24 protein-coding genes are annotated in these 24,519 nt (G+C 50.0%); 16 read left to right on the top strand and 8 right to left on the bottom strand.

What is annotated here, in order from left to right; genetic code table 11:
- Positions 1–49 precede the first annotated feature (49 nt).
- Together VJ374_RS14360 and VJ374_RS14355 are read left to right on the top strand one after the other, a co-directional pair.
- Positions 50–871: a DUF6612 family protein gene (locus VJ374_RS14360; RefSeq protein WP_035410693.1), complete on the top strand. Its 822-nt coding sequence runs from the start codon at positions 50–52 to the stop codon at positions 869–871.
- A 612-nt stretch (positions 872–1,483) separates the two neighbouring features.
- A complete protein-coding gene (locus tag VJ374_RS14355; protein ID WP_056064159.1) occupies positions 1,484–2,842 on the top strand; it encodes an alanine/glycine:cation symporter family protein in 1,359 nt (452 codons plus the stop codon).
- A gap of 237 nt (positions 2,843–3,079) precedes the next feature.
- Here the strand turns inward: VJ374_RS14355 and treC are convergent, their stop codons facing one another.
- From treC to VJ374_RS14315, 8 genes are all read right to left on the bottom strand, one after another.
- Entirely contained in the window at positions 3,080–4,720 is a 1,641-nt protein-coding gene (gene treC / locus VJ374_RS14350; RefSeq protein WP_329469351.1) for an alpha,alpha-phosphotrehalase, read from the bottom strand.
- A gap of 21 nt (positions 4,721–4,741) precedes the next feature.
- Positions 4,742–6,181: a PTS system trehalose-specific EIIBC component gene (treP, locus tag VJ374_RS14345; RefSeq protein ID WP_329469349.1), complete on the bottom strand. Its 1,440-nt coding sequence runs from the start codon at positions 6,179–6,181 to the stop codon at positions 4,742–4,744.
- 182 nt (positions 6,182–6,363) lie between these two features.
- Positions 6,364–7,071 carry a trehalose operon repressor gene (gene treR, locus VJ374_RS14340; protein WP_056064166.1) on the bottom strand — a complete coding sequence of 236 codons (708 nt, stop codon included), beginning with the start codon at positions 7,069–7,071 and terminating at the stop codon, positions 6,364–6,366.
- Between the two features lie 128 nt (positions 7,072–7,199).
- Positions 7,200–7,847 (bottom strand): DUF4352 domain-containing protein, encoded by a 648-nt coding sequence (locus VJ374_RS14335; protein ID WP_056064168.1) that lies wholly within the window; start codon positions 7,845–7,847, stop codon positions 7,200–7,202.
- Positions 7,848–7,858: 11 nt separating this feature from the next.
- Positions 7,859–9,217 carry an alkaline phosphatase gene (locus VJ374_RS14330; protein ID WP_056064171.1) on the bottom strand — a complete coding sequence of 453 codons (1,359 nt, stop codon included), beginning with the start codon at positions 9,215–9,217 and terminating at the stop codon, positions 7,859–7,861.
- Between the two features lie 169 nt (positions 9,218–9,386).
- Complete coding sequence (locus VJ374_RS14325) at positions 9,387–10,364, bottom strand: hypothetical protein (RefSeq protein ID WP_035410676.1); 978 nt, start codon at positions 10,362–10,364, stop codon at positions 9,387–9,389.
- Positions 10,357–11,223, bottom strand: a complete 867-nt coding sequence (locus tag VJ374_RS14320; protein ID WP_290772834.1) for an ABC transporter ATP-binding protein — start codon at positions 11,221–11,223, stop codon at positions 10,357–10,359. Before VJ374_RS14320 ends, VJ374_RS14325 begins: the two co-directional genes overlap by 8 nt.
- Entirely contained in the window at positions 11,217–11,585 is a 369-nt protein-coding gene (locus tag VJ374_RS14315; protein WP_035410669.1) for a GntR family transcriptional regulator, read from the bottom strand. Before VJ374_RS14315 ends, VJ374_RS14320 begins: the two co-directional genes overlap by 7 nt.
- A 156-nt stretch (positions 11,586–11,741) precedes the next feature.
- Here VJ374_RS14315 and prfA point away from each other — a divergent pair, with 156 nt between their 5' ends.
- From prfA to wecB, 14 genes are all read left to right on the top strand, one after another.
- Positions 11,742–12,800: a peptide chain release factor 1 gene (gene prfA, locus VJ374_RS14310; RefSeq protein WP_056064179.1), complete on the top strand. Its 1,059-nt coding sequence runs from the start codon at positions 11,742–11,744 to the stop codon at positions 12,798–12,800.
- On the top strand, positions 12,800–13,648 hold the full coding sequence (gene prmC, locus VJ374_RS14305) for a peptide chain release factor N(5)-glutamine methyltransferase (protein WP_290752997.1): 849 nt from the start codon (positions 12,800–12,802) through the stop codon (positions 13,646–13,648). Before prfA ends, prmC begins: the two co-directional genes overlap by 1 nt.
- Entirely contained in the window at positions 13,645–14,643 is a 999-nt protein-coding gene (locus VJ374_RS14300) for an L-threonylcarbamoyladenylate synthase (RefSeq protein WP_035410658.1), read from the top strand. The genes prmC and VJ374_RS14300 overlap by 4 nt, the downstream gene beginning before the upstream one ends.
- Positions 14,644–14,660: 17 nt before the next feature.
- Complete coding sequence (locus tag VJ374_RS14295) at positions 14,661–15,176, top strand: low molecular weight protein arginine phosphatase (RefSeq protein WP_035410655.1); 516 nt, start codon at positions 14,661–14,663, stop codon at positions 15,174–15,176.
- A gap of 5 nt (positions 15,177–15,181) precedes the next feature.
- Positions 15,182–15,622, top strand: a complete 441-nt coding sequence (gene rpiB, locus VJ374_RS14290; protein ID WP_329469342.1) for a ribose 5-phosphate isomerase B — start codon at positions 15,182–15,184, stop codon at positions 15,620–15,622.
- Entirely contained in the window at positions 15,622–16,161 is a 540-nt protein-coding gene (locus VJ374_RS14285; RefSeq protein WP_035410650.1) for a TIGR01440 family protein, read from the top strand. The genes rpiB and VJ374_RS14285 overlap by 1 nt, the downstream gene beginning before the upstream one ends.
- A gap of 111 nt (positions 16,162–16,272) precedes the next feature.
- The gene (gene glyA, locus VJ374_RS14280; RefSeq protein WP_035410645.1) at positions 16,273–17,532 is read left to right on the top strand and encodes a serine hydroxymethyltransferase; all 1,260 of its coding nucleotides are present in this window, start codon (positions 16,273–16,275) and stop codon (positions 17,530–17,532) included.
- 77 nt (positions 17,533–17,609) lie between these two features.
- The gene (locus VJ374_RS14275; RefSeq protein WP_308102051.1) at positions 17,610–18,278 is read left to right on the top strand and encodes a response regulator transcription factor; all 669 of its coding nucleotides are present in this window, start codon (positions 17,610–17,612) and stop codon (positions 18,276–18,278) included.
- Entirely contained in the window at positions 18,275–19,630 is a 1,356-nt protein-coding gene (locus VJ374_RS14270) for a HAMP domain-containing sensor histidine kinase (protein WP_329469338.1), read from the top strand. The genes VJ374_RS14275 and VJ374_RS14270 overlap by 4 nt, the downstream gene beginning before the upstream one ends.
- Positions 19,631–19,705: 75 nt before the next feature.
- Positions 19,706–20,734 (top strand): ABC transporter permease, encoded by a 1,029-nt coding sequence (locus tag VJ374_RS14265; protein WP_329469337.1) that lies wholly within the window; start codon positions 19,706–19,708, stop codon positions 20,732–20,734.
- The gene (locus tag VJ374_RS14260; protein ID WP_035410636.1) at positions 20,731–21,399 is read left to right on the top strand and encodes an ABC transporter ATP-binding protein; all 669 of its coding nucleotides are present in this window, start codon (positions 20,731–20,733) and stop codon (positions 21,397–21,399) included. The genes VJ374_RS14265 and VJ374_RS14260 overlap by 4 nt, the downstream gene beginning before the upstream one ends.
- A gap of 154 nt (positions 21,400–21,553) precedes the next feature.
- Complete coding sequence (locus tag VJ374_RS14255; protein ID WP_329469335.1) at positions 21,554–22,510, top strand: hypothetical protein; 957 nt, start codon at positions 21,554–21,556, stop codon at positions 22,508–22,510.
- Positions 22,511–22,582: 72 nt separating this feature from the next.
- Positions 22,583–23,212 (top strand): uracil phosphoribosyltransferase, encoded by a 630-nt coding sequence (gene upp, locus VJ374_RS14250; protein ID WP_023469504.1) that lies wholly within the window; start codon positions 22,583–22,585, stop codon positions 23,210–23,212.
- Between the two features lie 125 nt (positions 23,213–23,337).
- Entirely contained in the window at positions 23,338–24,471 is a 1,134-nt protein-coding gene (gene wecB / locus VJ374_RS14245; protein ID WP_329469333.1) for a non-hydrolyzing UDP-N-acetylglucosamine 2-epimerase, read from the top strand.
- Positions 24,472–24,519 lie beyond the last annotated feature (48 nt).

Raw genomic sequence — 24,519 nt, 5'->3', positions numbered from 1 at the left:
CCAATGTTTTTCGTAAATCAGGGTAACGCGTATAAAGGAGGAAATGAATATGAAGAAAACAAGGTGGGTAGCAGCTGGGATCGTCGCAGCATCGATTGGACTAGCTGGATGTCAAGATGGGCAGACAGATTCGGGTAGTGGCAGTGGGTCTGGTTCGACGAAGTCGGGGGAACTCTCGAATACAGAATTACTGAATAAAGCGACAGCCGCTCAAAAAGATATTAAATCGTTCCACATGGAGGGGACAGTCAATTCAAAAGCAGGTGAGATGGCAGTAGATCAGAAGGTATCAGCCGATATCATCCAGAAGCCGCTTACGATGCATCAAACGATGACGATGAAAAATCCACAGGACGGTAAGGACATGTCGATCGAGAGCTATATCGTCGACGATAAGATGTATCTATCGCAAAACGGACAATGGCTCGTTCAAGATGTCTCGGAGCTAGGTGATATGGTTGAGGCGATGGAGTCATCGGCATCGACGGATCAAAATCTCAAGCTACTGAAAAAGTACAAAGACAACTGGACCGCCAAAAAAGAGGGTGACGTTTATCAAATCGACGTCAAACTAAAAGGGGACGACCTCAAAGCATTCATGAAGGATTCGCTCGAGCAGACAGGACAGATGGCACAGATGAAAGATGCGATGGACAGCATCGATTACAAGAAAATGAATTACACGATGACGTATGATGCGAAAACATTCTATCCGAAATCACTCGATATGGACATGGTGTTTGCGATTGAAAAAGATACCGAGTTCAATATGAAGAACGAGTCGACGTTCTCAAAATTCAATGAGATCAGCGAAATCAAATTACCTGCGGAAGCAAAAGATGCACAACCGCTCACAGGTGCAGCACAATAAACATCGAAGTCCCCTCTCTTCCATGAAGATGAGGGGACTTTTTTGAAACTTGGAACTGACGAAGAACTTCTTTTAGTGCTTCCGTCTGTTTTTGACTGACGGAAATCTGTTCGTGCATATCGCGGAATGCTTGAGCGTCATCCTAGTATTGAATCGAGATAGCTTCGAATAAATCATTGTCATTGACGACTTTCGTATCGATGAAGGACAGCACCCCACCGGACGCGGCATTCAAATGTTCGATCGTCTTGAGTGGCAAGTTCGTAGGTTTTGCCTGCAGTTGGCGAAGAGGACCGAAGATCGATTATAAAATCAAGATAATAAAGATTCCACTGAACACTCCAATGACAACGATCGTAGTGAACAGGAGGATGTGTGCTGTGTTAACGGTATCCGTGATCGTTGCTCCGTTATTCTTAGCCTATTGATTATTAAATTTCACGATTTCGTCAGTTGTTCCGAGACGGTGAAGTATGAATCACGACTATCTCCTTCATATTATTGAAATGAATAGGTATCAAAATAGTTTCATAAAAAAATAGTTTGACAATTATCAGTAAATTCTGAAAAAATGGTAAAGAACTACATATTTCATAAAGGGAGGTAACACGAATGGGAAATTCATTTAGTGACTGGATCAGTACGGTGTCCAATCTTGTTTGGGGACCACCGTTACTTATTCTGTTGGTCGGTACGGGGATTTACTTGACGATTCGCTTAGGATTCATTCAAATTACCAAACTACCGTATGCGCTGAAGCTCGCGTTTTCAAAGCATCAGGACGATAAGTCGGAAGGCGACATCAGTCACTTTCAAGCATTGATGACGGCACTGGCTGCGACCGTCGGTACGGGGAATATCGTTGGTGTCGCAACCGCCGTCGTCCTCGGCGGACCGGGTGCGATCGTTTGGATGTGGTTGTCCGGTCTATTCGGGATGGCGACGAAGTATGCGGAAGCAATCCTTGCCGTCAAGTACCGTGTCGTTGATGAAAATGGACAGATGGCAGGGGGGCCAATGTATTATCTCGAGCGTGGGCTGAAGCAGAAATGGCTGGGTGTCTTGTTTGCCGCATTCGCTTCAATCGCTGCGTTCGGGATCGGGAACGGGGTCCAGACGAATTCGGTCGCCCTCGCGATGAAATCAACGTTCGATGTGCCACTTTACGTGACGGGGATCGTATTGATGGTACTGACAGGCGTCGTCATTCTTGGTGGGGTCAAATCAATCGGAAAAGTTGTCAGTTTGTTTGTTCCGTTTATGATTTTCTTCTATGTTGGAAGTGGATTACTGATTCTCGTCATGAACTATGACTTGATTCCAGGTGCGATTTCGACGATCTTCAGCAGCACGTTCTCAAGCGAAGCAATTACGGGTGGCGCGATCGGGGCGGCGATTCGTTATGGTGTCGCGCGTGGTGTCTTCTCAAATGAAGCGGGTCTTGGTTCAGCACCGATTGCAGCCGCTGCAGCGAAAACGGACTTCCCAGGACGTCAAGCGCTCGTTTCGATGACGCAGGTGTTTTTAGATACATTGGTCGTCTGTTCGATCACAGGTTTGACGCTCGTCATGGGAGGACAACTTGATACGAAGTTACAAGGCGTTGAATTGACGACAGCAAGCTTCGAGGTCTTCCTCGGTCCTGCCGGAAAATACATCGTCACGATTGGACTCGTCATGTTTGCTTATTCGACTGTTCTTGGCTGGTCGTATTATGGCGAAAAATCAATCTATTATCTATTCGGTCAAAAATCGATCCTCCCATACCGTATCCTGTTCGTCTTAGTCGCCGGAGCGGGTGCGATGACGACGAACTTGAACATGGTCTGGGCGATTTCCGATGTCTTTAATGGATTGATGGCGATTCCGAACTTAATCGGTTTGATTGGATTGTCCGGTGTCGTCATTGCTGAGACAAGACTGTTCCGCGAACAGTTGAGACGAGAAGAAGCGAATCGGAAAGTTTCGTAGAACATGCGAAAATGAAAGACTCGGAAGGAACTAGTGCTTAAAAATCATTTTTGAAAACGAATGACTCTGCCATCCTCGCTTTCCCTGACAAAAGCATGTACCATGCTTTCTTTTCCTGTAGGAGTCGAGGAATAGGCATTCACATTCTATATTTATTCAACAAAAGAGAAGATTGGTTTCCAGGGTATCCCTTGGAAACCAACCTCCTCTTTTTTGCATGTGCTCCGTCTCATTCAATCACTTTTTACGATAAAGCATCAGTGATTCATAAGGTCGTAACGTTAAAGTGTACCCCTCTGTCTGCATCTGCTGATAATTATGAAGCAACACCGTATAGTCCGATCCGTCATGAGGTAACGTAAACGTAGTGTCCGTTCCGTAGAAATTCGAGACGACGAGTAATTCTTCTTCACTCGTTGCGCGTTCGTACGCCCAGAGTGATGGATCGTCCGGTGTCAACAGCCGGTATGAACCGTCCGTGAGCACGTCATACTGTTTGCGGAGTTGAATCAACCGTTTGTAATGATGATAGACCGAATCAGGGTCTGCGACAGCAGCCTTGACATTGATCTGATCATACGTCGGCGAGACCGGAATCCATGGTTCACTTGTACTAAAGCCACCGTTGACGGCGTCCGACCAAGGCATCGGTGTCCGCGCGTTATCGCGCGATTTTTGACGGATCGCAGCGAGAATTGCTTCTTCCGATACGCCGTTGGTCCGTGCTTCTTGATAGGCATTCAATGTCTCGACATCACGGTAGTCGGACAGATTCGTGAAGTCCGGATTCGGCATTCCGATCTCTTCTCCTTGGTAAATATACGGTGTACCTTGCAAGCCATGAAGCGTTGTCGCGAGCATCTTTGCACTCTCGACACGATACGCGACGTCGTCACCAAACCGGCTGACGACGCGGGGTTGGTCATGGTTACACCAAAAAATCGCGTTCCATGCTTGTCCGTTCATGCCAGTTTGCCAGTCGGAGAAAATTTGTTTCAACTGCTTGAAGTCAAACGGTGCAGCCGTCCATTTCTCACCGTTCGGATAATCGACCTTCAAGTGATGGAAGTTGAACGTCATCTTCAGTTCTTGATTTTCGAGCGAAGAATATTGAAGACAATGTTCAAGCGACGTCGACGACATCTCACCGACCGTCAAGAGATCGTGTCCGGCAAAAACGGCTGCGTTCATCTCTTGCAAGTAGTCATGAATGTTTGGTCCGTCCGTATAGTACGCACGTCCGTCTCCCTCGGGATCATTGGGAAGCCCTGGCGTCTTCGAGATCAAGTTAATGACGTCGAGTCGGAAGCCGCTGACCCCTTTATCGCGCCAAAAGCGCATCATCGCGTAAACGTCTTCCCGGAGTCGGGGATTTTCCCAGTTCAGGTCCGCTTGCGTCTTGTCGAACAGGTGCAAGTAATACTTACCAGCTACCTCATCGAATGACCAAGCAGGACCGCCGAACTTCGATACCCAGTCGTTCGGTGTCTCGCGCCAAATGAAGTAGTCATGATAGGGACTGTCCGGATGACGTCCTTCTTCGAACCAAGCGTGTGACGTCGAGCAGTGATTGACGACGATATCCATCATGACTGACAGACCACGTCGTTTTGTTTCTGCGAGTAACGTCTCGAAATCATCCATCGTTCCATACGAGGGATCGATCGCGTAATAGTCACTGACATCATATCCATTATCGTTTTGCGGTGAGGCATAGACCGGCGTCAACCACAGGTAATCGACACCAAGATCCGCCAGATAATCGAGTTTGGCCGTGACCCCGCGCAACGTACCGGTCGCTTTGCCCTCCGGACTATAAAAACTCTTCGGATAGATTTGATAAACGGCGGATTTGCGCCAATCGGTTGTCGTGATCATCAGATACACACCTTTCTGAAATTACGCCGCTTTGTTCAGTGCGGCTTTTTTTGCGCGTTTCGTTGAGACACAGTGGAACAGGAACGTACAGGCAATAGGAACGATAATTGCGATTACCATGCCGACAATGAACGATAGAATCGACCCGGGTACGATCGAGATGAAAGCAGGTAAGCCACCGACACCGATTGCAGGAGCAAGGACACCGCTGACTGCGATGAAGGCAGACGCGATTGCTGATCCGACGAGTGCCGCATAAAACGGATATTTGAATCGAAGATTAACCCCGAACATCGCTGGTTCCGTGATCCCAAAGTAAGCGGATAGGGCCGACGTCGACGCCATGTTCTTATCGTTGACGTTTTTCGCGAGGAAAAGCATCGCAAGCGTTGCTGAACCTTGGGCGATGTTCGAGATCGCGATCATCGGCCAGATAAACGTCGTTCCGCTTTGTCCGATCAACTGTAAGTCGACGGCGATGAACATGTGATGCATGCCGGTGATGACGAGCGGTGCGTAGAGTGCACCGAATAATAAGGCACCGAGTAACGGAACAGCTTCGAACGTATTGACGACACCAATCGTGATCCAGTCACCGACTTGACGTGTGACCGGTCCGATGACGGCAAGGGCAAGGAAGCCCGTTAATGTGATCGTCGTAATCGGTACGACGAGTAATTGGATGGCGTTCGGTACGCGTTTTTTGAGCCAGCGTTCAATCGTACTAAGGACATAAGCGGCTGCGAGCACCGGGAGAATTTGTCCTTGATAGCCGACTTTTTCGATTTCAAACAGACCGAGGATGTTGAACGTCGGAATTTCACCTTTTAAAGCGCTCTGTCCGTAATTCCAAGCGTTTAAGAGATCAGGGTGAACAAGCATTAGACCCATGACGATTCCGAGGATCTCACTTCCACCGAAGCGTTTCGTTGCCGACCAGCCGACGAGTGCCGGGAGGAAGACGAAAGCGGTATTTGCCATCATATTGATCAGGTCCCATAATCCTTGTAGATTCGGATAACGATCAATCATCGTCTTGCCACCGAATTCGATACCAAACAGGTTATTGATCCCCATTAAGAGACCAGCGACGATGATCGCCGGGATGATGGGCATGAAGACGTCGGAAAAGACTTTGATCAACTTTTGGAACGGGTTCATTTTCGCCGCTCCTGACGATTTAACATCTGCAATCGTTGTCGCCTGCAAACCAGTCAGTTGAATGAATTCAGCATAGACCCGGTCGACATCACCGGCACCAATGACGATTTGATAGACGCCTGCGTTCAAGAACGCGCCTTTGACGAGCGGAACTTCAAGTAAGGCTTCTTGGTCGACAAGCTCTTGATTTTTAAGCGTTAAGCGAAGACGGGTGACACAGTGAGCTGCCTGCTCAACGTTCTCCTTGCCTCCGATTTTCTCAATGATTTGCTCTGCAATCTGACGATAGTTTGGTTTCATCTCGATGCTCCTTTTTGGAAGTGACGTACTCGACCACTTTTGAAATGAAAACGTTTTCTTATCTGCGCACACTTATCTTAACTTATCTATATAAGTTGGTCAAGAACTTATATAGATAAGTTGAAATGTTTAAAAAAGAGAGAACCCGTTATGTACGGATTCCCTCATGGATCATCATCTATTCAACGCCGTGCGATATCGGTGAATTGAAATTTATCGAGGCGGTGACGTGATTCCGTTCGCTCGAAATGTTGTCCTTCATAGAAGTACGTATCGTTCGTGACGACGATGACGTGTGTCATGTCGTGAAGATCAAGTCGTTCTTGGTCTTCCCGTGTCGCAGGGCGCGCTTCAATCTTTCGTTTCGCATAGCTGATCTGCCGTCCGAGTGTCTCTTCGATGTAATGATAGATGGACCCTTTAGCAATGTCAGCGGTTAGGTCGGGCACAAGTGCGGTTACGAAATGATTAATGTCACGGATGACGCGTTCGCCATCAATCTGACGAATCCGCTCAATACGGGTTACGTCTGTTCCTTGTGCCACATGCAATAACGAAGCGAGCTCAGGAGAGGCGGAGAGCACTTCGCATGATAGCACATCCGTCTCGACAGCATGTCGACCCATCCGGCGATGCGCCTCCGAAAAGCTGACGATTCCGTTGAACTGAAACTCGATCGCTTCTTGCGACAGAACGAAGACACCCTTTCCTTGGTGTTTGCGGACGAAGCCTTTCTCTTGCAGCGCATCGATCGCTTTTCGGACCGTTCCACGACTCGCCTCGAATTCATGCATCAATTCTGTCTCAGAAGGTAATTTCATGTCAGCTGGAAGCGTTCCTTCTTGAATCCGTTGTGCGAGTTGATGATAAATGGTTAAGTATTTCGGCATACAATCCGTCCTTTGCACTCAAATAGTGCTTTTAGTGTAGCATGGAACGAATACAGGCATCAAAATAGCTCCACCTATGGTCCGGGTACAACCGGAAAACAGATGGAGCGCAAAAGTGTGAAGGGTAGTTAACGAAGGGATGTCGAATACGTCGTACCCTTTTGGAGGACCGCTTGTTTTTCATCGAGTACGTCACTTGTCAAGAGTTCGATTGATGTGACCGGGCGTTCCAAGATGAATCCAAAGTTACCACTATGAGTTTCAGACGGAGCATATGTCTTCGCCAGGGATTCGAGATAGACATCGTCTTCAAGTGTCTTTTCCGCTTCGTCATCCAGTTTGAAATGAGCAACGGGATTAAAGGTGACGGGTGCGTCACTCGTGTTTGTGATCGTGACACGTATCTTAATCAGATCAAAGGACTCATCGTGCGTATAACCATGGAAGAAATCGATCATGCCGTAGCTTGGACGGGCGTGAAAGACTTTGATTTCTTCGATCGTCATCTTGATTGGACCAATCTTCCGCGTTTCATTCACTGGTTTGAACTGTTTTAACGTCAGGTCGCCTTTGTCGTCCGTCACGGTTTGATCGATTTTCGTCAGCTGACGATCATCTGGAAGTTGTGGGTTCGGGACATAGGCGCTTGTTTTTTCAAGCAGTACCGGCTGCTCTTGTTTCGCAGACGATGGTTCTTTCGGTGTGTCTTGTGATGCGGAAGTGCTACAACCAGCGAGCACTGTCCCAAGCATCAAAGTAGCAAGGATCTGTTTCATGAGACGTCTCCTTATTTCTTCGCCTTCAACAGATCGAAGATGATTTTGGCGTGATCCGTGTTATCGACTTGACCAGCGAATCGGTCTTTCGCAGGACCGAACGCATAGACGGGTACGTCTTCACCCGTATGACCACCTGTCGTCCAGCCCGTATGCGAGCGTTCGTTGAAGATCTCTTCGATGGCATTATCGATGTCGAGTAATGTTTTCGATTCAGCAGCGCGAGAGACGCTGTCGATTTCTTGATCCGTCAAGGCGAGTTTGTCTTGGTCGATGTACTTCATTAACGTTTTCCGTACGTCCGCGCCTTCGACGATTTGCTGCGCCATGAAGTCAGGTGTCTTCTTCGCTGCTTTGATTGGCTCAGCGAACCAGTTGTAAATGCCATCTGCACCAATCGAGTAACCGCCAGTCGAGTGGTCGGCTGTTGCGACGACGAGTGTATGCTTATCTTTCTTCGCGAAAGCGATCGCGGCTTTAAAAGCACGTTCGAAATCTTCCATCTCACTCATCGCACCGACGATATCATTGTCGTGTCCTGCCCAGTCAATTTGACTGCCTTCGACCATCAGGAAGAATCCTTTTTTATTCGAATCAAGTCGCTTGATTGCGGCGTTCGTCATTTGAGCAAGTGACGGGACTGAGTTTTCGCGATCGATTCGTTTAGGTAATCCACCGTCTGCGAACAATCCGAGCACTTGTTTATTTTTATCTGCTTGCAGCTGATTGAGGTCAGTGACATAGCTATAGCCATCTTTCTTGAACGCTTTCGTCAAATCGACGTCTGGACGGACGAAGTTCGATTTCCCACCCCCGAGCATGACATCAATCTTATGTTTGCCGTTCACACGTTCTTTGAAATAGTCATCTGCAATCGCATTCATGTTTTTACGACTTTCGTCATGCGCACCGAATGAGGCAGGTGTTGCATGCGTGATTTCCGATGTCGCGACGAGTCCCGTTGACTTGCCACGTTCTTTGGCTGCTTCAAGGACGGTCTTGACTTCCGATTTATCATTATCGACCGCAATCGCTGCATTGTACGTCTTCACACCAGAGGACATCGCTGTCGCGGCAGAGGCGGAATCGGTGATATTCTCCTTCGCATCTTCCGGATATGTCATCTGTTGACCGACGAGATAGGGATCAAAGGCTGTTTTTTCAGCCGTCGTCGTCGAAGGATCGTTCTTTAAGTAACGGTGTGCAGACGTGTATGAGACACCCATGCCGTCACCAATCAGGAAGATGACGTTCCGGATTTCGGGTGAGTGAGTATGTTTGGCTTTCGCTTCGGCTTCCGGCATCGAAATCATCGTACTCAGGGAAAGGGTCGATAAGGCAAAAATCGGGATCAGACGTTTTAGTTTCATAGGGATTCCTCCTCGAAAGGTAATGGGTTATGGTGCTACGACCTACAAACACAACCTTACGCAGAAAATATGAAATCCATATGGACCGTCTGTAAAGGTTTGTGAAGAAACGATGACAAACGAGTAGCCCTTCTGAAAAATCATCTCAGAAGGGCTACTTGTGTATAGATTAGCGACTCCACCCGATCATCCGACGGTAGGAACTGAACGTCGGCCATGCGAGAATGACGATCGCGAGCCAGTACAGGAACTGGTTCTCGGACGAAATCAGACCAATGATTCCTGCGAGCAGGATCGTCGTGTAGATCGAGAACGTGATGATCAGTGCTGGATGTAGTTTTGGGAAAATGGTGAACCGACCGAGTCGTTCGTTCGCTCCGCGGATATATAGACGGCTACCAAAGAAGAGTAAGGCAATCGTCAAAGCTAAACAGAACAAGACGGGATATGTTAGATTCAGATCGACATTACTTTCGAAAAAGAGTGCGAAGGGTGTCGTGATCGTCATCAGGAAACTTGTCGGCTTGTCTAACTCCTCGTAGGTCACACCGAAACCGAGCAGGGCGACAGCGTAGATGCTGAAATACGTGAAGTAGTTCAAGAACAAGAAGAACGTGCCGAGCAACAGTTGTCCGATGATATCACCAGCGATTGTTCCGGCGAATAAGAAGATCGTCAAAATCGTCACATCAAATAGAAGGAAAAGACCAAAATCTTGGAAGAGTGACGACCACGTGACGTAATCAAACGGATTGATACCGCCGAACGCTTGCAGCAACAACCAGCTGACGAAGAAGCCGATGATCGGAAACAAGATCAGTGTTACGACGCCAATCGCCCATTTGATCCAGAACAACCAGACCTTCGGAAACGGTAACGCGTGCAAAATCAGGCTGCGACCACTCCCGCGCTCGGAACCGAGCATCAGGATCGCGAAGACAGCAATGAGAATCGCTGCGAATCCGGCGAAAAAGGGACTGACGAGTACGGTGTTGAGTAGAGCAGGTTGCTGAGAGGCCTCGTAATTCTCGAACTCATTGATGACGGTATAACTGCCGAACCCATAGCTGAAGATCGCAAGCAGAATGAAACAAGCGAGCGGCCAGATGCCTTGTTTGATATGATAACGGATCAATTGCTTAACCATGTCGTTTCCCTCCGAATGTCCCTAAGAAGTAATCTTCCATCTGCACTGGCAAAGCATCTTTTAACAAGGGGTTCGTCGTTTCAAGATACTGCGCGCCTGCATCGGATAAGACGAGCAATGTCACGACCCGACCTGTTTGGGATAAGACGTGAAGATCAGCATGTGACAATTCCGGAACGTCCTCATAGACGACTTGCCATTTCTGCATGCTGGCTTTGGCGTCGTCGAGTGCCTTTGGTTCACGGACGAGATGCTTTTCGATCGTCATGACACGGTCAGCGAGTGAATCAAGCTCTTCGAGTTGGTGTGAGGCAATCAAGACGGCAGTTTGGCGCTCCGCAAGCAATGATACGAGCTGTTTCAGATAATCTCGTTTGTTGATTCGATCGAGTCCGTCTGTTGGTTCATCCAGTAAGAGGACCGGAGCATTCGTCGCGAACGCAAGTTGAAGAAGGAACAACTGAGCTTGTCCTTTGGATAATGACGTCACGCGACGTCCGCGATCGAGGTTTGACGAACGACAATAGTTTTCGATGTACGTTTTCTCGAAGTTCGGATAGAACGCATTGTAGAAGTTGATCAGTTCGGCGAGTGTCATCTGGCGATAGACGGAAACAGAATCCGGAACGAGGAAAAGGTGCTCGCGTGTCTTCGGGACGTGGTGGATCGACTCGCCATTCCATTCAACTTTTCCGCGCGTTGGCTCAAGAGCACCGACAAGTGTTTTCAGTAATGTCGTTTTTCCGGCACCATTACGCCCGATCAACGCAGTAATCGTTCCTGCTGGTAGAGTAAAGGATGCATTTTCATAAATCATGGTACGGTCAATTTGTTTCGTTAGATGAGAAACGGTCAACATGAGGAATCCTCCCTAATGTGTAAGATGAGTTGATAGAGTTCTTCGTTTGAAATGGAGAGTTCGTCGGCGACGGAACAAAGACGAATGAGTGGATCTTGAATGGCGGCTTTCTTGACTTCATGAAGTGGAATATCTGAGATGAAGGAGCCTTTGCCGCGCATCGTGACGATGAAGTTGCGGCTCTCGAGTTCCTGATAGGCGCGGGAGACAGTGTTCGGATTGACAAGGAGTGTACCAGCAAGTTCACGGACGGATGGCATCTGTTCGCCAGAGCGGAGTAGACCACGGGCAATCGAGCGGATGATTTGAGCGACCAGTTGCTCATAGATCGGTAACGGACTTTTTGGATCGACGGTGAACATTTCTTCACCTCCTTAAGTGTACTAATTCAATTAATACACCAATTATAGGAATTCAAAACCTGTCTGTCAATGCCTCTTTTCAAGAAGACGATGACGCCATCGATCGCAATATTTGCTATACTGACGTCAGAAGAATCGCAGGAAGGATGACCCGAGATGTTGGATCGATTGAGTGCCTTAGAGGACCGTTATGAAAAACTGAATGATATGTTGGCTGATCCAGCCATCATTAATGATACGAATCAATTGCGCGAGGTCTCAAAAGAGCAGTCGCAACTTGCACCGACCGTCGAGACCTATCGCGTCTATCGCGAGAAGATGGAAGCCTATCAAGAGGCACGCCAAATGTTGACGGATCCGGAGATGCGCGACCTTGCGAAGGAAGAAGTCGCGATGCTTGAGCCGGAGATCAAAGAGCTCGAAGCGAAACTGAAAGCCTTACTGCTACCGAAGGACCCGAATGACGACAAGAACGTCATCGTCGAAATCCGCGGCGCAGCGGGAGGAGACGAGGCAGCCTTATTTGCTGGTGATCTCTTTAAGATGTACTCGAAGTTCGCTGAGAAACAGAACTGGAAGATCGAAATCATCGACGCGAGCTATACGGAGCTTGGCGGTTATAAGGAAATTATCTTTATAGTTAAAGGAACGGGTGCCTACTCGAAGTTAAAATACGAGAACGGAGCACATCGTGTCCAACGTGTTCCGTCCACAGAATCCGGCGGACGGATCCATACATCGACCGCAACGGTCGCCGTGTTACCGGAAGCAGAAGACGTTGAAGTCGAAATCCACGATAAGGATGTCCGGGTTGATACATTCACATCGAGTGGACCGGGCGGACAGTCCGTCAATACGACACAGTCCGCTGTCCGTGTCACACACGTGCCGACGGGAATCGTCGCCAGTTGTCAGGACGAGAAGTCGCAGATCAAGAACAAGGAAAAAGCGATGAAGGTCTTGCGCGCACGTGTCTACGATAAGATTCAACGCGAGCAGCAGGCGGAGTATGATGAAAAACGGAAGTCGGCTGTCGGTACAGGTGACCGTTCAGAACGGATCCGGACGTATAATTTCGCACAAAACCGAGTGACGGACCACCGAATCGGTTTGACGATCCAGAAGCTCGACCGGATCCTCCAAGGAGAGATGGATGAGGTCATTGATACGCTCGTCATGGAGTATCAAGCACGGGCATCGGAGGCGGCAAACTGATGCGGATCGCAAAACGTCTAAATGAAGCAAAAACGATGATGGAACAAGCAGGACGCGAGGGTTCGAGTGCCGAATGGTTACTCATGCACGTCTTAGAAGTCGACCGGACGGGACTCCTCGTCCGTCTGTCAGATGAATTGACGCCGGAGCAGGATTTACGATTCAGTGAATACTTGCTCGCCCATGTTCACGGTGTGCCCGTGCAACATTTAATCGGCTATCAGCCGTTTTATGGACGGAACTTCAGCGTCACACCAGATGTCTTGATTCCGCGACCAGAAACGGAAGAGTTGATCGTCTTCGTGACGGAGCGCCTCAAACGTGAGTCGTTCACCGCGGGACAGATCGTCGACATCGGAACTGGTAGTGGGGCGATCGGAATCACACTCGCGCTCGAACTCGAGCAACCGGTCACGACCGTCGATATTTCACCAGCCGCGATTGCGGTCGCGAAGCAGAATCAAGCGACGCTTGGTGGGGACGTGACGTTTCTCGAAGGGGATCTACTGGCACCACTTGCGGACGATTCCGTGCGGGTGCTCGTCTCGAACCCTCCTTATATTGAGGAAGAAGAATTGCTCAGTGAGGTCGTATTCGACCATGAACCGCATCTCGCTCTGTTTGGTGGAAAAGACGGTCTCGTCTTTTACCGACGTCTCGTCGAGGAGAGCGGACGGGTTCTACGCGACGATTTCCGACTGATTGCGTTTGAAATTGGACACAATCAAGGACCAGAAGTGCAAATGATGTTAAAAGAACGTTATCCAAGTGCGGAAACGGGTATTTTAAAAGATATAAACGGTAAAGACCGTATCGTGTATGCGGAACGAAAGGATTGTACAGCGTGAAGACGGAAATGATTGATTTACAGACAATGGATGAAGCAGTTCGGTTATTGCAGGAAGGAGAGGTCGTGGCGATGCCGACCGAGACCGTCTATGGTCTCGCAGGGGACGCAACGAACGAAGCGGCTGTTCGGCGAATCTTCGCCGCGAAGGGTCGACCTTCCGACAATCCACTGATTGTCCATGTCGCATCCGTAGAACAGGCACATCAGTTCGTCACGCACATTCCCGATGTTGCAACACGTTTGATGGAGGCGTTTTGGCCAGGAGCCTTGACGATCATCCTCGAATCGAACGGCACCGCATCCACACTCGTCACAGCAGGACTAGATACGATTGGATTACGGATGCCAGATCATCCGCTCGCGCTTCAATTGATTGAAGCGACAGGGCTGGGTCTCGCAGCACCGAGTGCCAACCGTTCTGGAAAACCTTCACCGACGTCATCTGCGCATGTCGCACATGACCTCTCGGGACGCATCGCTGCGATCGTCGATGGAGGGGAGACGGGCATCGGGGTCGAATCGACTGTCATCGATTGTACGATGACGCCACCGGCGATTTTACGACCGGGTGGCGTGACACGCGAACAAGTCGAGGCAATCATCGGTCCTGTCACACTCGATCCTGCCTTATCGATGAAAGATGTTACACCGAAGGCACCCGGGATGAAATATACCCATTATGCGCCGGAAGCGACACTGTCCGTCGTCGAAGGGGATCTTTCATTCTTACAGCAACTCATCGATGATGCACGACAAACCGGACACAAGACGGGCGTTCTCCTGTTCGATGGAGAGGACGTCGACGCAGATGTTCGCTGCTCCCTTGGTAATTCGATGGAGACGGCGGCACAACGTCTTTACGATTGTTTACGGCGATTTGATCAGACGACGGTGGATCAGATTTTTGTACGAGACCTATCAGAAGAAGGGGTGGGGCTTGCGGTCCGCAACCGCCTCCATAAAGCAGCAGGTGGTCGGGTCATTCGCCCTTGAAGAAGGAGGATACGGAGATGAGCACACGTCGCGTTTTATTCATCTGTACAGGAAATACATGCCGTAGCCCGATGGCGATGGCGTTACTACGCTCGAAAGTCGCTGATCAGGAATTCGATGTCCGTTCAGCAGGACTACGTTCGATGCAAGGATTCGATGCGTCCGAGAACGCACTACAAGTGTTACGCGAACGCGGCATCGAACTCGAGCACTATACGCAAGTCTTTGATGATGTACTCGGACGCTGGTCTGACATCATCTTGACGATGACGCGTCAGCACAAGCAGGAAGTCGGTGAACGCTATCCGGAACTGAAGGAACGGACGTTCACCTTGTACGAATATGTGACTGGGCTTGAACGGGATATCAACGATCCGTACGGCGGATCGATGAACGTCTATCGCCAAGTACGTAATGAACTCGAACCCCTCGTCAATCGTCTTGTGTTAAAATTAACGCAGAACGGAAACGGAAGAAAAACTCCGGACACACGGAAGCTTCCGAAAAAACAACCTAAACAAACGGGGGAATAGTAAAGATGAAAGTAGCAATCGGCGCGGATCATGGCGGTTTTAAGTTAAAGGCAGAAATCAACGATCTCCTACAAGAGCTCGGCATCGACTATACGGACTTCGGTACGCATTCGTCCGACTCGATCGATTATCCGGATGTCGCGCTTCCAGTCGCGGAGGCAGTCGCGAACGGAGAGTTTGACCGTGGCATCTTGATTTGTGGCACAGGCATTGGGATCGGTATCGCAGCGAACAAGGTCAAGGGCATCCGAGCAGCGCTCGTCCATGATACGTTCAGCGCGAAAGCGACGCGGCAGCACAACAACTCGAACATCTTGACGATGGGCGAACGCGTTATCGGTCCAGGACTAGCTCGTGAGATCGCACAGCTTTGGCTTGAGACGGAATTCGAAGGTGGACGTCATGAGAACCGCGTTTGCAAAATCTCGGATTATGAGGTGAAGTAATGGACGTGACACGCATCCAGCACGATTTAGAAGAAACACTGAACGCTCTGGATGAACGATTTTCCTTAAAAGGAAAATTGCTCGTGATCGGCTGTTCGACAAGTGAAGTGATTGGCAAACAAATCGGCAAGGCAGGTTCACCAGAAGTGGCGGACGCCTTGTTCGATGTCTTCGATGCCTTTCGTCGATCGCATCAAGTCGATCTCGCCTTCCAAGGCTGTGAGCATATCAACCGAGCGCTGACACTTGAGCGGCAAACGGCCGAACGTCTCGGGCTTGATCCGGTGACGGTCGTTCCCGTTCCAGAAGCAGGTGGATCGATGGCGAGTGCTGCGTACCAGCGCTTCTCGGCACCTGTCGTCGTCGAAGCGATTCAGGCTGATGCCGGAATCGATATCGGTGATACATTCATCGGGATGCACTTGAAAGCTGTTGCGATTCCAGTGCGCTTGCCGCATAAGGAAATCGGTGAGGCACACGTGACGGCAGCCGTGACACGACCAAAATTAATCGGTGGGGCACGTGCTAAATACGAATAATTCATGCAAGGGGTTGCGCACCCCTTGCTTTTTTGATGTTGTTTTGGGGGATGCCGGGAAGGAAACATTCGTGTTAAGATAGGTTTATCGAAATGAAATGGGGGAATTCAGATGGAACAAACACCGCTTACGTATCTGAAACAACAAGATGAGGCACTCTTTTCGGCAATGCGCCAGGAACTAGGTCGTCAACGGGATAACATCGAATTGATCGCATCCGAGAACTTCGTCTCGCAAGCTGTCATGGAAGCACAAGGCAGCGTCTTAACGAACAAGTACGCAGAAGGTTACCCAGGTCGTCGTTATTATGGTGGCTGTGAGTATGTCGATCTCGCTGAGAATCTCGCACGCGACCGCGCGAAGGAAATCTTCGGGGCAGAGCACGCGAACGTGCAGCCGCACTCCGGTGCACAAGCGAACATGGCGGTCTACTTCACGATTCTCGAACAGGGCGATACGGTCCTCGGGATGAACCTATCGCACGGTGGCCATCTGACGCACGGTAGTCCCGTCAATTTCTCCGGTGTCCAGTACAACTTCGTGGAATACGGTGTCGATCAAGAGACAGAAATGATTGACTACGACGTCGTCGCGAAATTAGCAGAAGAGCACAAACCAAAATTAATCGTAGCGGGCGCATCGGCGTATCCGCGCGTCATCGACTTCAAGCGGTTCCGTGAAATCGCAGACAGCGTCGGTGCTTACTTGATGGTCGACATGGCACACATCGCTGGACTCGTCGCAGCAGGTCAACATCCGAACCCAGTCGAGCATGCACACTTCGTCACGACGACGACGCATAAGACGTTGCGTGGTCCACGTGGTGGGATGATTCTCTGTAAAGAAGAGCATGCGAAAGCGATTGATAAAGCAATCTTCCCAGGGATCCAAGGTGGTCCACTCATGCATGTCATCGCCGCGAAAGCTGTTGCATTTGGTGAAGCCCTTGCACCAGAGTTCAAGGACTACATCGGTCAAGTCGTCACGAACGCCAAAGTACTCGGTGAGGAATTGACGAATCGTGGACTCCGGATCGTTTCAGGCGGAACAGACAATCACTTGCTCCTCGTTGACTTGCAACCACTCGGTATCACAGGTAAACTCGCCGAGCATGCGCTTGACGAAGCTGGCATTACGGTCAACAAGAACACAATTCCGTTCGACCCAGCGAGCCCGTTCGTCACGAGCGGTATCCGGATCGGAACGGCAGCGATGACATCTCGCGGATTCAAGGAAGCTGAGATGAAAGAAATCGCAGAGTTGATCGAACTCGTGTTGAACCACCCAGAAGAAGCAGACGTTCTCGCACAAGCACGTGAGCGTGTCGTTGCTTTGACAGGTCGTTTCCCACTCTACCCAGAGCGCGGATGATCGTCATCCCCTTCATCCTTTTCATTTTGAGAAGGGGGAAGGGGATTTTTTTGTTTGTCTAAAAAAGGAGGAGTACGATGTATATTCTAGTCGCAGAAGATGATCCTCATATCCAAGCCCTTGTCGTGTCAACGTTACAAGCCGACGGGCATTCCATCCGAGCGACAGCAGACGGAAACGAAGCGCTTGCTTGGATCGAGACGATGACGTTCGAAGCAGCTGTACTCGATGTCCTGCTCCCCGGACAGACCGGTCTCGTCTTATGCGAGCAATTACGGCAACACGGGGACATCCCGATCTTGATGCTGACGGCACTCGGGGAGCTGACAGATAAACGGGACGGTTTCGCAGCAGGTGCCGATGATTACATCACAAAACCGTTTGATCCGGAAGAATTAGTATTTCGCCTCCACGCTGTGGCTCGGCGCTATCAAAAAGCGGCGCAACCTGTTTTGCATCTTGGAGATGTCACGATCGATAAACGTAGTCAGCTCGTGACGATTCAGTCGACCGAGTGGACACTCCCGCGACGTGAATTCGAATTGTTGCATCAGTTGGCGAGTTTCCCGGGACGGGTCTTCAGCCGCGAGGAGTTGATCGAACACGTTTGGGGACTCGATTTCATGGGGGATGACCGGACGATTGATGTTCACATTAAACGCCTCCGTGGACGCTTAAAGGAGACGAATCAGGTAAAGATTGAGACGGTCCGCGGTCTCGGTTACCGGTTGGAGGTCGACGCATGAGATCGCTCTATACGAAAATCGTCGGACTCGTCTGCGTCGTCTTACTCGTGTCGGCACTCCTCGCGCTTTTAATCAGTAACATCGCTTACTATTCGTTCTGGCAGGACAGCTACAGCCAAAAAGTCGAGGAAGCGGTCGAGACGGCGATCGATTATTATGAAACGCACGGGGACGGAAAGACGGAGTCGTTTTACCGGATGTTACAAGCGACCGGCTTTCAACTGTATGTGCGCTCGGACGACGGAATCGAGCGGTATGGAAACACGTTTCGTGATGAAGCGCTCTCGAATCGGGTCGTCGAGCAAGTGAAGAGTGGTCAACCGTATTACGGAATGCGTGAATATCCGTTCCATCTCTTCTTGCTTGGTCTGTTTGATAATGAAGTCATCAATACGTACGGCACGTCGGTCAAGACGGCGCAAGGCACGGACGCGATCTTCGTCCGACCGGACTTGAGTCGTCAGATCCGTGAGTTGCATCTGTTCGTCGGTCTGTTCCTTGGACTGCTTGTCGTGATCAGTTTTCTTTTGCTTGTCTTTTCAATCCGCTATCTCGTTCGTCCGATCCGGCGCCTGACAAAAGCGACGGAACAGATGGCAGACGGTGACTACGGAATCCGCGTCGGAACGAAGGCACGCGATGAAATTGGTGAGCTGTCCCGGCGGTTTGACGAAATGGCAACGGCAGTCGAAGCGTCTGATACGGAACGGCGCCGATTCGTTGCGAACGTCTCGCATGAATTCCAGTCGCCGCTGACGACGATTGCTGGTTACGCGGGACAACTCGATGTGACGGGAGAAGACGTCAGGAAACGGACGGTCATCCGTCAAGAGGCGGAGCGAATGTCGGAGCTGACGCGTCAACTGTTGATCTTAGCGAAGCTCGATGAAGGACGACGCTTCAAACGACAAGCACTTAATCTGCGGACGACTCTTGAGGCGACACTCACGACACTTGCCTTCCAGCTGGATGAGCAAGGGATTGCGGTTGCACTCGACGTCTCGACAGCACTACAGATTCAAGCAGATGCCAGTGCTTTGGAACATGTCTTCCAAAATGTCATCCGAAACGCTGTCTCGGTCTCAAAAGACGGAGCGACGATCCAGATTCAAGCAGAGGAACAAGCGGATCAGATCATCATCCGAATCAAGGATGAAGGACCAGGTATGACTGATGAACAGATGAAACATGCCTTCGAACGCTTTTATCAAGGCGATGCATCCCGGACGACGCGCGGAACGGGTCTTGGTTTAGCGATTGTCAAAGAGACGATGCGTCAACTCGGCGGGGATGCGAGCTTGTCGTCCGCTTCATCGGGTCTAACCGTAACGTTAACTTTTTTACGCGCGTGACACCTGCGTTCATGTTCCGTTCATATTGCGGCTGTATCATCAATCCTGTAGCGAACATACAGGAGGGATCACACAATGAAACTAGGATGGAAAGAACTCGTCCGGATGAAAGGGCGATTCAGTTGGATGACGATTGTGACGATGTTGCTCGTCTTATTGATCTTGATGATCACTGGTCTTGCAGATGGACTAGCTTATGACAATGGGGCAGCCGTCCGTAATCTGCCGGTCGAACAGTTTGCGCTAAGTAAAGATGCAGAAGGGCAGCTGACCCGTTCATTCTTACAGGCGGATGAGACACCAAAGGGCGCGGAAGCACTCGGTGTCCAGAACATGGTGCTTGAGAAGAAGAATAAAACGAAGGACGACGTAACGGTCTTTGCGTTACCACAGACTACGAAATATGGTCCCAAACAGCTGCAATCGTTGCAAAAAGGGGAGGTACTTGTTGATGCTGCGTATGCGGAGCAACGCGGAACGCGCGTCGGCGATACGATCACAGATTTTCGAACGAAGGAGACGTTCCAGATTGCCGGTACAGTAACGGACGGTCGTTATAGTCATGCACCCGTTCTCTGGATGACGGATGAATCGTGGCAAGCGTGGCAATCGAAAATGGGCACGTCATACGTATCGGCGTACATCGGTCAGTCGTTGCAAACGGATCAAGCGCTCTTTTCGAAACAAACGGTTGTCGAGAACGTTCCGGGTTATGCGGCAGAACAAAACTCCTTTCAAATGATGCGGGTCGCGCTCGTCGTCATCGGAGCATTGATTCTGACAGCCTTCTTCTATATTTTGACGATGCAGAAGATGAAACAGCTTGGTGTCTTAAAGGCAATCGGTATCCGGACACGGACGATGGGTGCGAGTCTGCTCGTTCAAGTCGTCATACTGACGAGTCTTGCCTTTGGTGTCAGTGTCGCCATCACCTATCTGACGAGTCGTTTCCTGCCGCCGGATCTTCCCTTCCGATTTGAATGGTCGACGAGTCTGATGTACGGCGGTATTCTACTCGTGACGGCGATCCTCGGTGCGCTCGTTCCGTTACGGATGGTCAAGAAACTCGAGGCGGCAGATGCGATGGGAGGAATGAACGGATGATTCGATTAGAACAGATTGAGCAAAGTTATGGTGAGATGACGGTGCTGCATGACATTAACTTACAAGCAGAAGCGGGCGAGTTAATTGCTCTCGTCGGACCGAGCGGTAGTGGGAAAAGTACACTGCTCCAGCTGCTTGGATTGTTACAGACACCAACGAATGGTGCCGTCTACTTTGATCATACGTGTGTTAGTGAAGCAGTGGACGAAGAACGCCGTCGCTTACGTCTCGAAGAAGTCGGATTCATCTTTCAAGAATCGCATCTCGTGCCGTTTTTGACGGCAGGTGAGCAACTGGAGCTAGTCGCGAAGGAAGCCGGTCGATCGGTTGACGCGACGGCGGCACTCGCTGTGTTCGGACTCGAGCACCGGAAAGACCATTTGCCGCACGCCTTATCGGGTGGGGAACGTCAACGTGTCGCAATTGCCCGGGCTTTCGTCAATGACCCACGACTTGTACTCGCGGATGAACCTACGGCGAGTCTCGATTACCCAAATGGACGCCGGGTGATGGAGTTATTGCAACAGCAAGCGCATGATGCGAACAAGACCGTCATCGTCATCACCCATGACGAACGGATGCTAGATGTCTGTGACCGGATTTGGCGAATTGAAGACGGACGGATTACGGAAGCGACAGCATCCCGGTCCTATTCTCATAGTTAAACGAGTTCCCCTTTTGTTTTCGTGCCTCAGTGCATGTGAAAACAAAAGGGTTTTTTGTTGATTCGTCACGAAGATAGGGGAAACGGACCATTTGCGGAAGCGTTATCTTTGATATACTTAACCGTAGTAAAAAAAGATAAGGGTGGAAATAAATGTGAATTTAACAACCTTGATTCAAAGCGAATTACAAGCCATTCAGACTGAACGACTAACGGAATGGTTTACACATAAAAGCCACGAGCGCCGGGAATATCAACGGATGCTCGAAGATTTCAAAGCAATCGTCATCATGCAACAGGCCGGATTTTATGAACAAGCGGATGCTCGTTTTGAACAGTGGAAGACGTTACCGATGCCGGCAGAGGTTTATCGTTACCGCCTAGCGATCGCAGGAAAAGCAGGCGGGAAACGTCTTGTTCAGAAACGGCTAGCATCGTTTCCTATGACCGTTCAGAATCATCCACAGCTGAAAAACTGGAAGCGACTCGGAAAACTAAATCCGTGGTGGCTCGGTGGAGCTGTAGCTGTCGTTTGTCTCGGTCTGATCTGGACACAGTTGGACGATGAACCGGCAACACCGGTCGCGACGAAACAGACAGAGGTCGAGCAACAACTCGCAGCGCTACAAACAGAAGTCGAACAGTTAAAAGAAAAAAACGAACAATTGGCAAGGGAGCAAGAGAGGGCGAAAGCGATCAAGCCAGAGAAGAAGAAAACGAAAACGGAAACACAGGAGCTGAAAGTGTCTGCGAAAGAAGCGCTCGAGCAAGGGGTCGCTGCCGTTCAGGCGAAGGACTACAAACGAGCAGACAGTGTCTTGAACGGATCCGTCTTGACGAACAAAGAGACAGCAGGCATGGCACGCTTTTATAAGTTGATTGCGGCCGGAAAGTTGAAAAACACGACACAAGCGGATTACATCGCCTATCGGGAAGATTTTCCGAAGTCCGGTTACATAAGTGATGTCCTTTGGATGCAAGCCGTCTATGAACAAAAATATAAAAAAGGCGACTATCGAGCGACCTTACAAGAACTCGCGAAACAACCGGAAAATGAATGGTCTTATGCGGCAAAAGCGATTCTATCGGGTAAGAGTACGCTCGGGAATTGACGAAAAAACAGTTCCCAAGCAGTACGCTTATAGAGTACAATGCGAAAAGAGAATGGAGAGGAGATGCAAACAATGAGTAAAGTACATGTATTTGATCACCCATTGATTCAGCACAAGATGACGATCATGCGTAAAGTCGAAACAGGAACGAAACAATTCCGGGAACTTGTCGACGAGGTGGCTTCATTGATGGCATATGAAATCACACGTGACCTTCCACTCACAGATGTCGCGATCGAGACACCGGTCACGAAGACGACGCAAAAGATGATCGAAGGCAAGAAACTCGGGATCGTCCCGATTCTCCGCGCCGGTCTCGGTATGGTCGACGGCATGCTCCGCATGATGCCGAACGTCAAAGTCGGTCACATCGGTTTGTACCGTGATCCGGAGACACTCGAGCCAACGGAATACTACCTCAAGCTCCCAACAGACGTCGCAGAACGTGATTTCGTCGTCGTTGACCCGATGCTTGCGACAGGTGGTTCGGCGGCAGACGCCATCTCCTCCTTAAAGAAACAAGGGGCGAAGAGCATCAAGCTCGCATGTCTCTGTGCAGCACCTGAAGGCGTTAAACGCGTTCAAGAAGAACACCCAGACGTCGACATCTATCTCGCGGCACTCGACGAGAAGTTGAACGACCACGGATACATCGTCCCAGGACTCGGTGATGCAGGAGACCGTCTCTTCGGAACGAAGTAAAAAACAGCAAGATATACGAAAAGACCGCAGACGATGATCTGCGGTCTTTTCGTTGCTATTTCGTAAACTGCGCAAGATTGCTGAAATATGCTTTAATGAAAAAAGGAAAAAAGGAGGAAGTCACCATGCCGATTACAGTCATGCCGATTTTCGGGACACGACCGGAAGCCATCAAGATGGCACCGCTCGTCAACGCCCTAAAGCAACACCCTGCTTTTGATGTTCATGTTACGATCACTGCCCAGCACCGGGAGATGCTTGATCAAGTGCTCGATCTGTTTGAGATCGAACCGGATCATGATTTGAATATCATGAAACAACGTCAAACACTCGTCGACATTACGACGCGTGGTCTTGAAGGACTTGATGCCATCATGAAGGACATCAAACCGGATCTCGTCCTCGTCCATGGGGATACGACGACGACGTTCGTTGGAAGCCTGGCTGCCTATTACAATCAGATCGCGGTCGGTCACGTCGAGGCGGGACTGCGGACCTATAATAAGTACTCTCCGTTCCCGGAAGAGGTCAATCGTCAGTTGACGTCGACGCTCGCGGACTTACATTTCGCTCCGACCGCGCAAGCGGCAGCGAATCTCGCATCCGAAAATCGTCACGCCGGTGTTTACATTACAGGAAACACGGCAATTGATGCCCTGCAAACGACCGTCCAATCGGATTACGTCCACCCGATGCTCGAGACGGTCGGGGACCGGAAGTTGATCTTGATGACAGCGCACCGTCGTGAGAACCAAGGCGAGAAAATGCACCAAATGTTCCGGGCGATTCGTCGCCTCGTCGATGCGTTCCCGGAGACGCACGTCGTCTATCCGGTCCACCTCAATCCAGTCGTTCAAGAAGCAGCGAAGAAGGTTTTTGAAGGGCATGATCGGATTTCGTTGATTGCTCCACTCGACGTCTTCGATTTTCATAACTTCGCGAGCCGTGCCCATTTGATCTTAACTGACTCGGGTGGCGTACAAGAAGAAGCACCATCACTCGGTGTTCCTGTTCTTGTCTTACGCGATACGACGGAACGTCCGGAAGGGATTACTGCCGGAACGTTGAAGCTTGCCGGAACGGAAGAAGAGACGATCTATCAGATGGCAACAGAACTCTTGACGAACAAAACACTTTATCAGGAGATGGCGCATGCTTCAAACCCGTATGGAGACGGTCACGCGTCCGAACGCATCGTCCAAGCGATTCTGCATCACTTCGGTCAAGGAGAAGCACCGGCACCGTTACTCACGCAATAAAAAACGATCATCCTCGAATCGCTTGCATTCACTTGCTTTCCTCAAGCG

This window comes from Exiguobacterium sp. 9-2 (genome assembly GCF_036287235.1).
Lineage (GTDB): Bacteria > Bacillota > Bacilli > Exiguobacteriales > Exiguobacteriaceae > Exiguobacterium_A.
The sequence above is the reverse complement of the archived record's forward strand: the minus strand, read 5'-3'. Positions and strand labels throughout refer to the sequence as shown.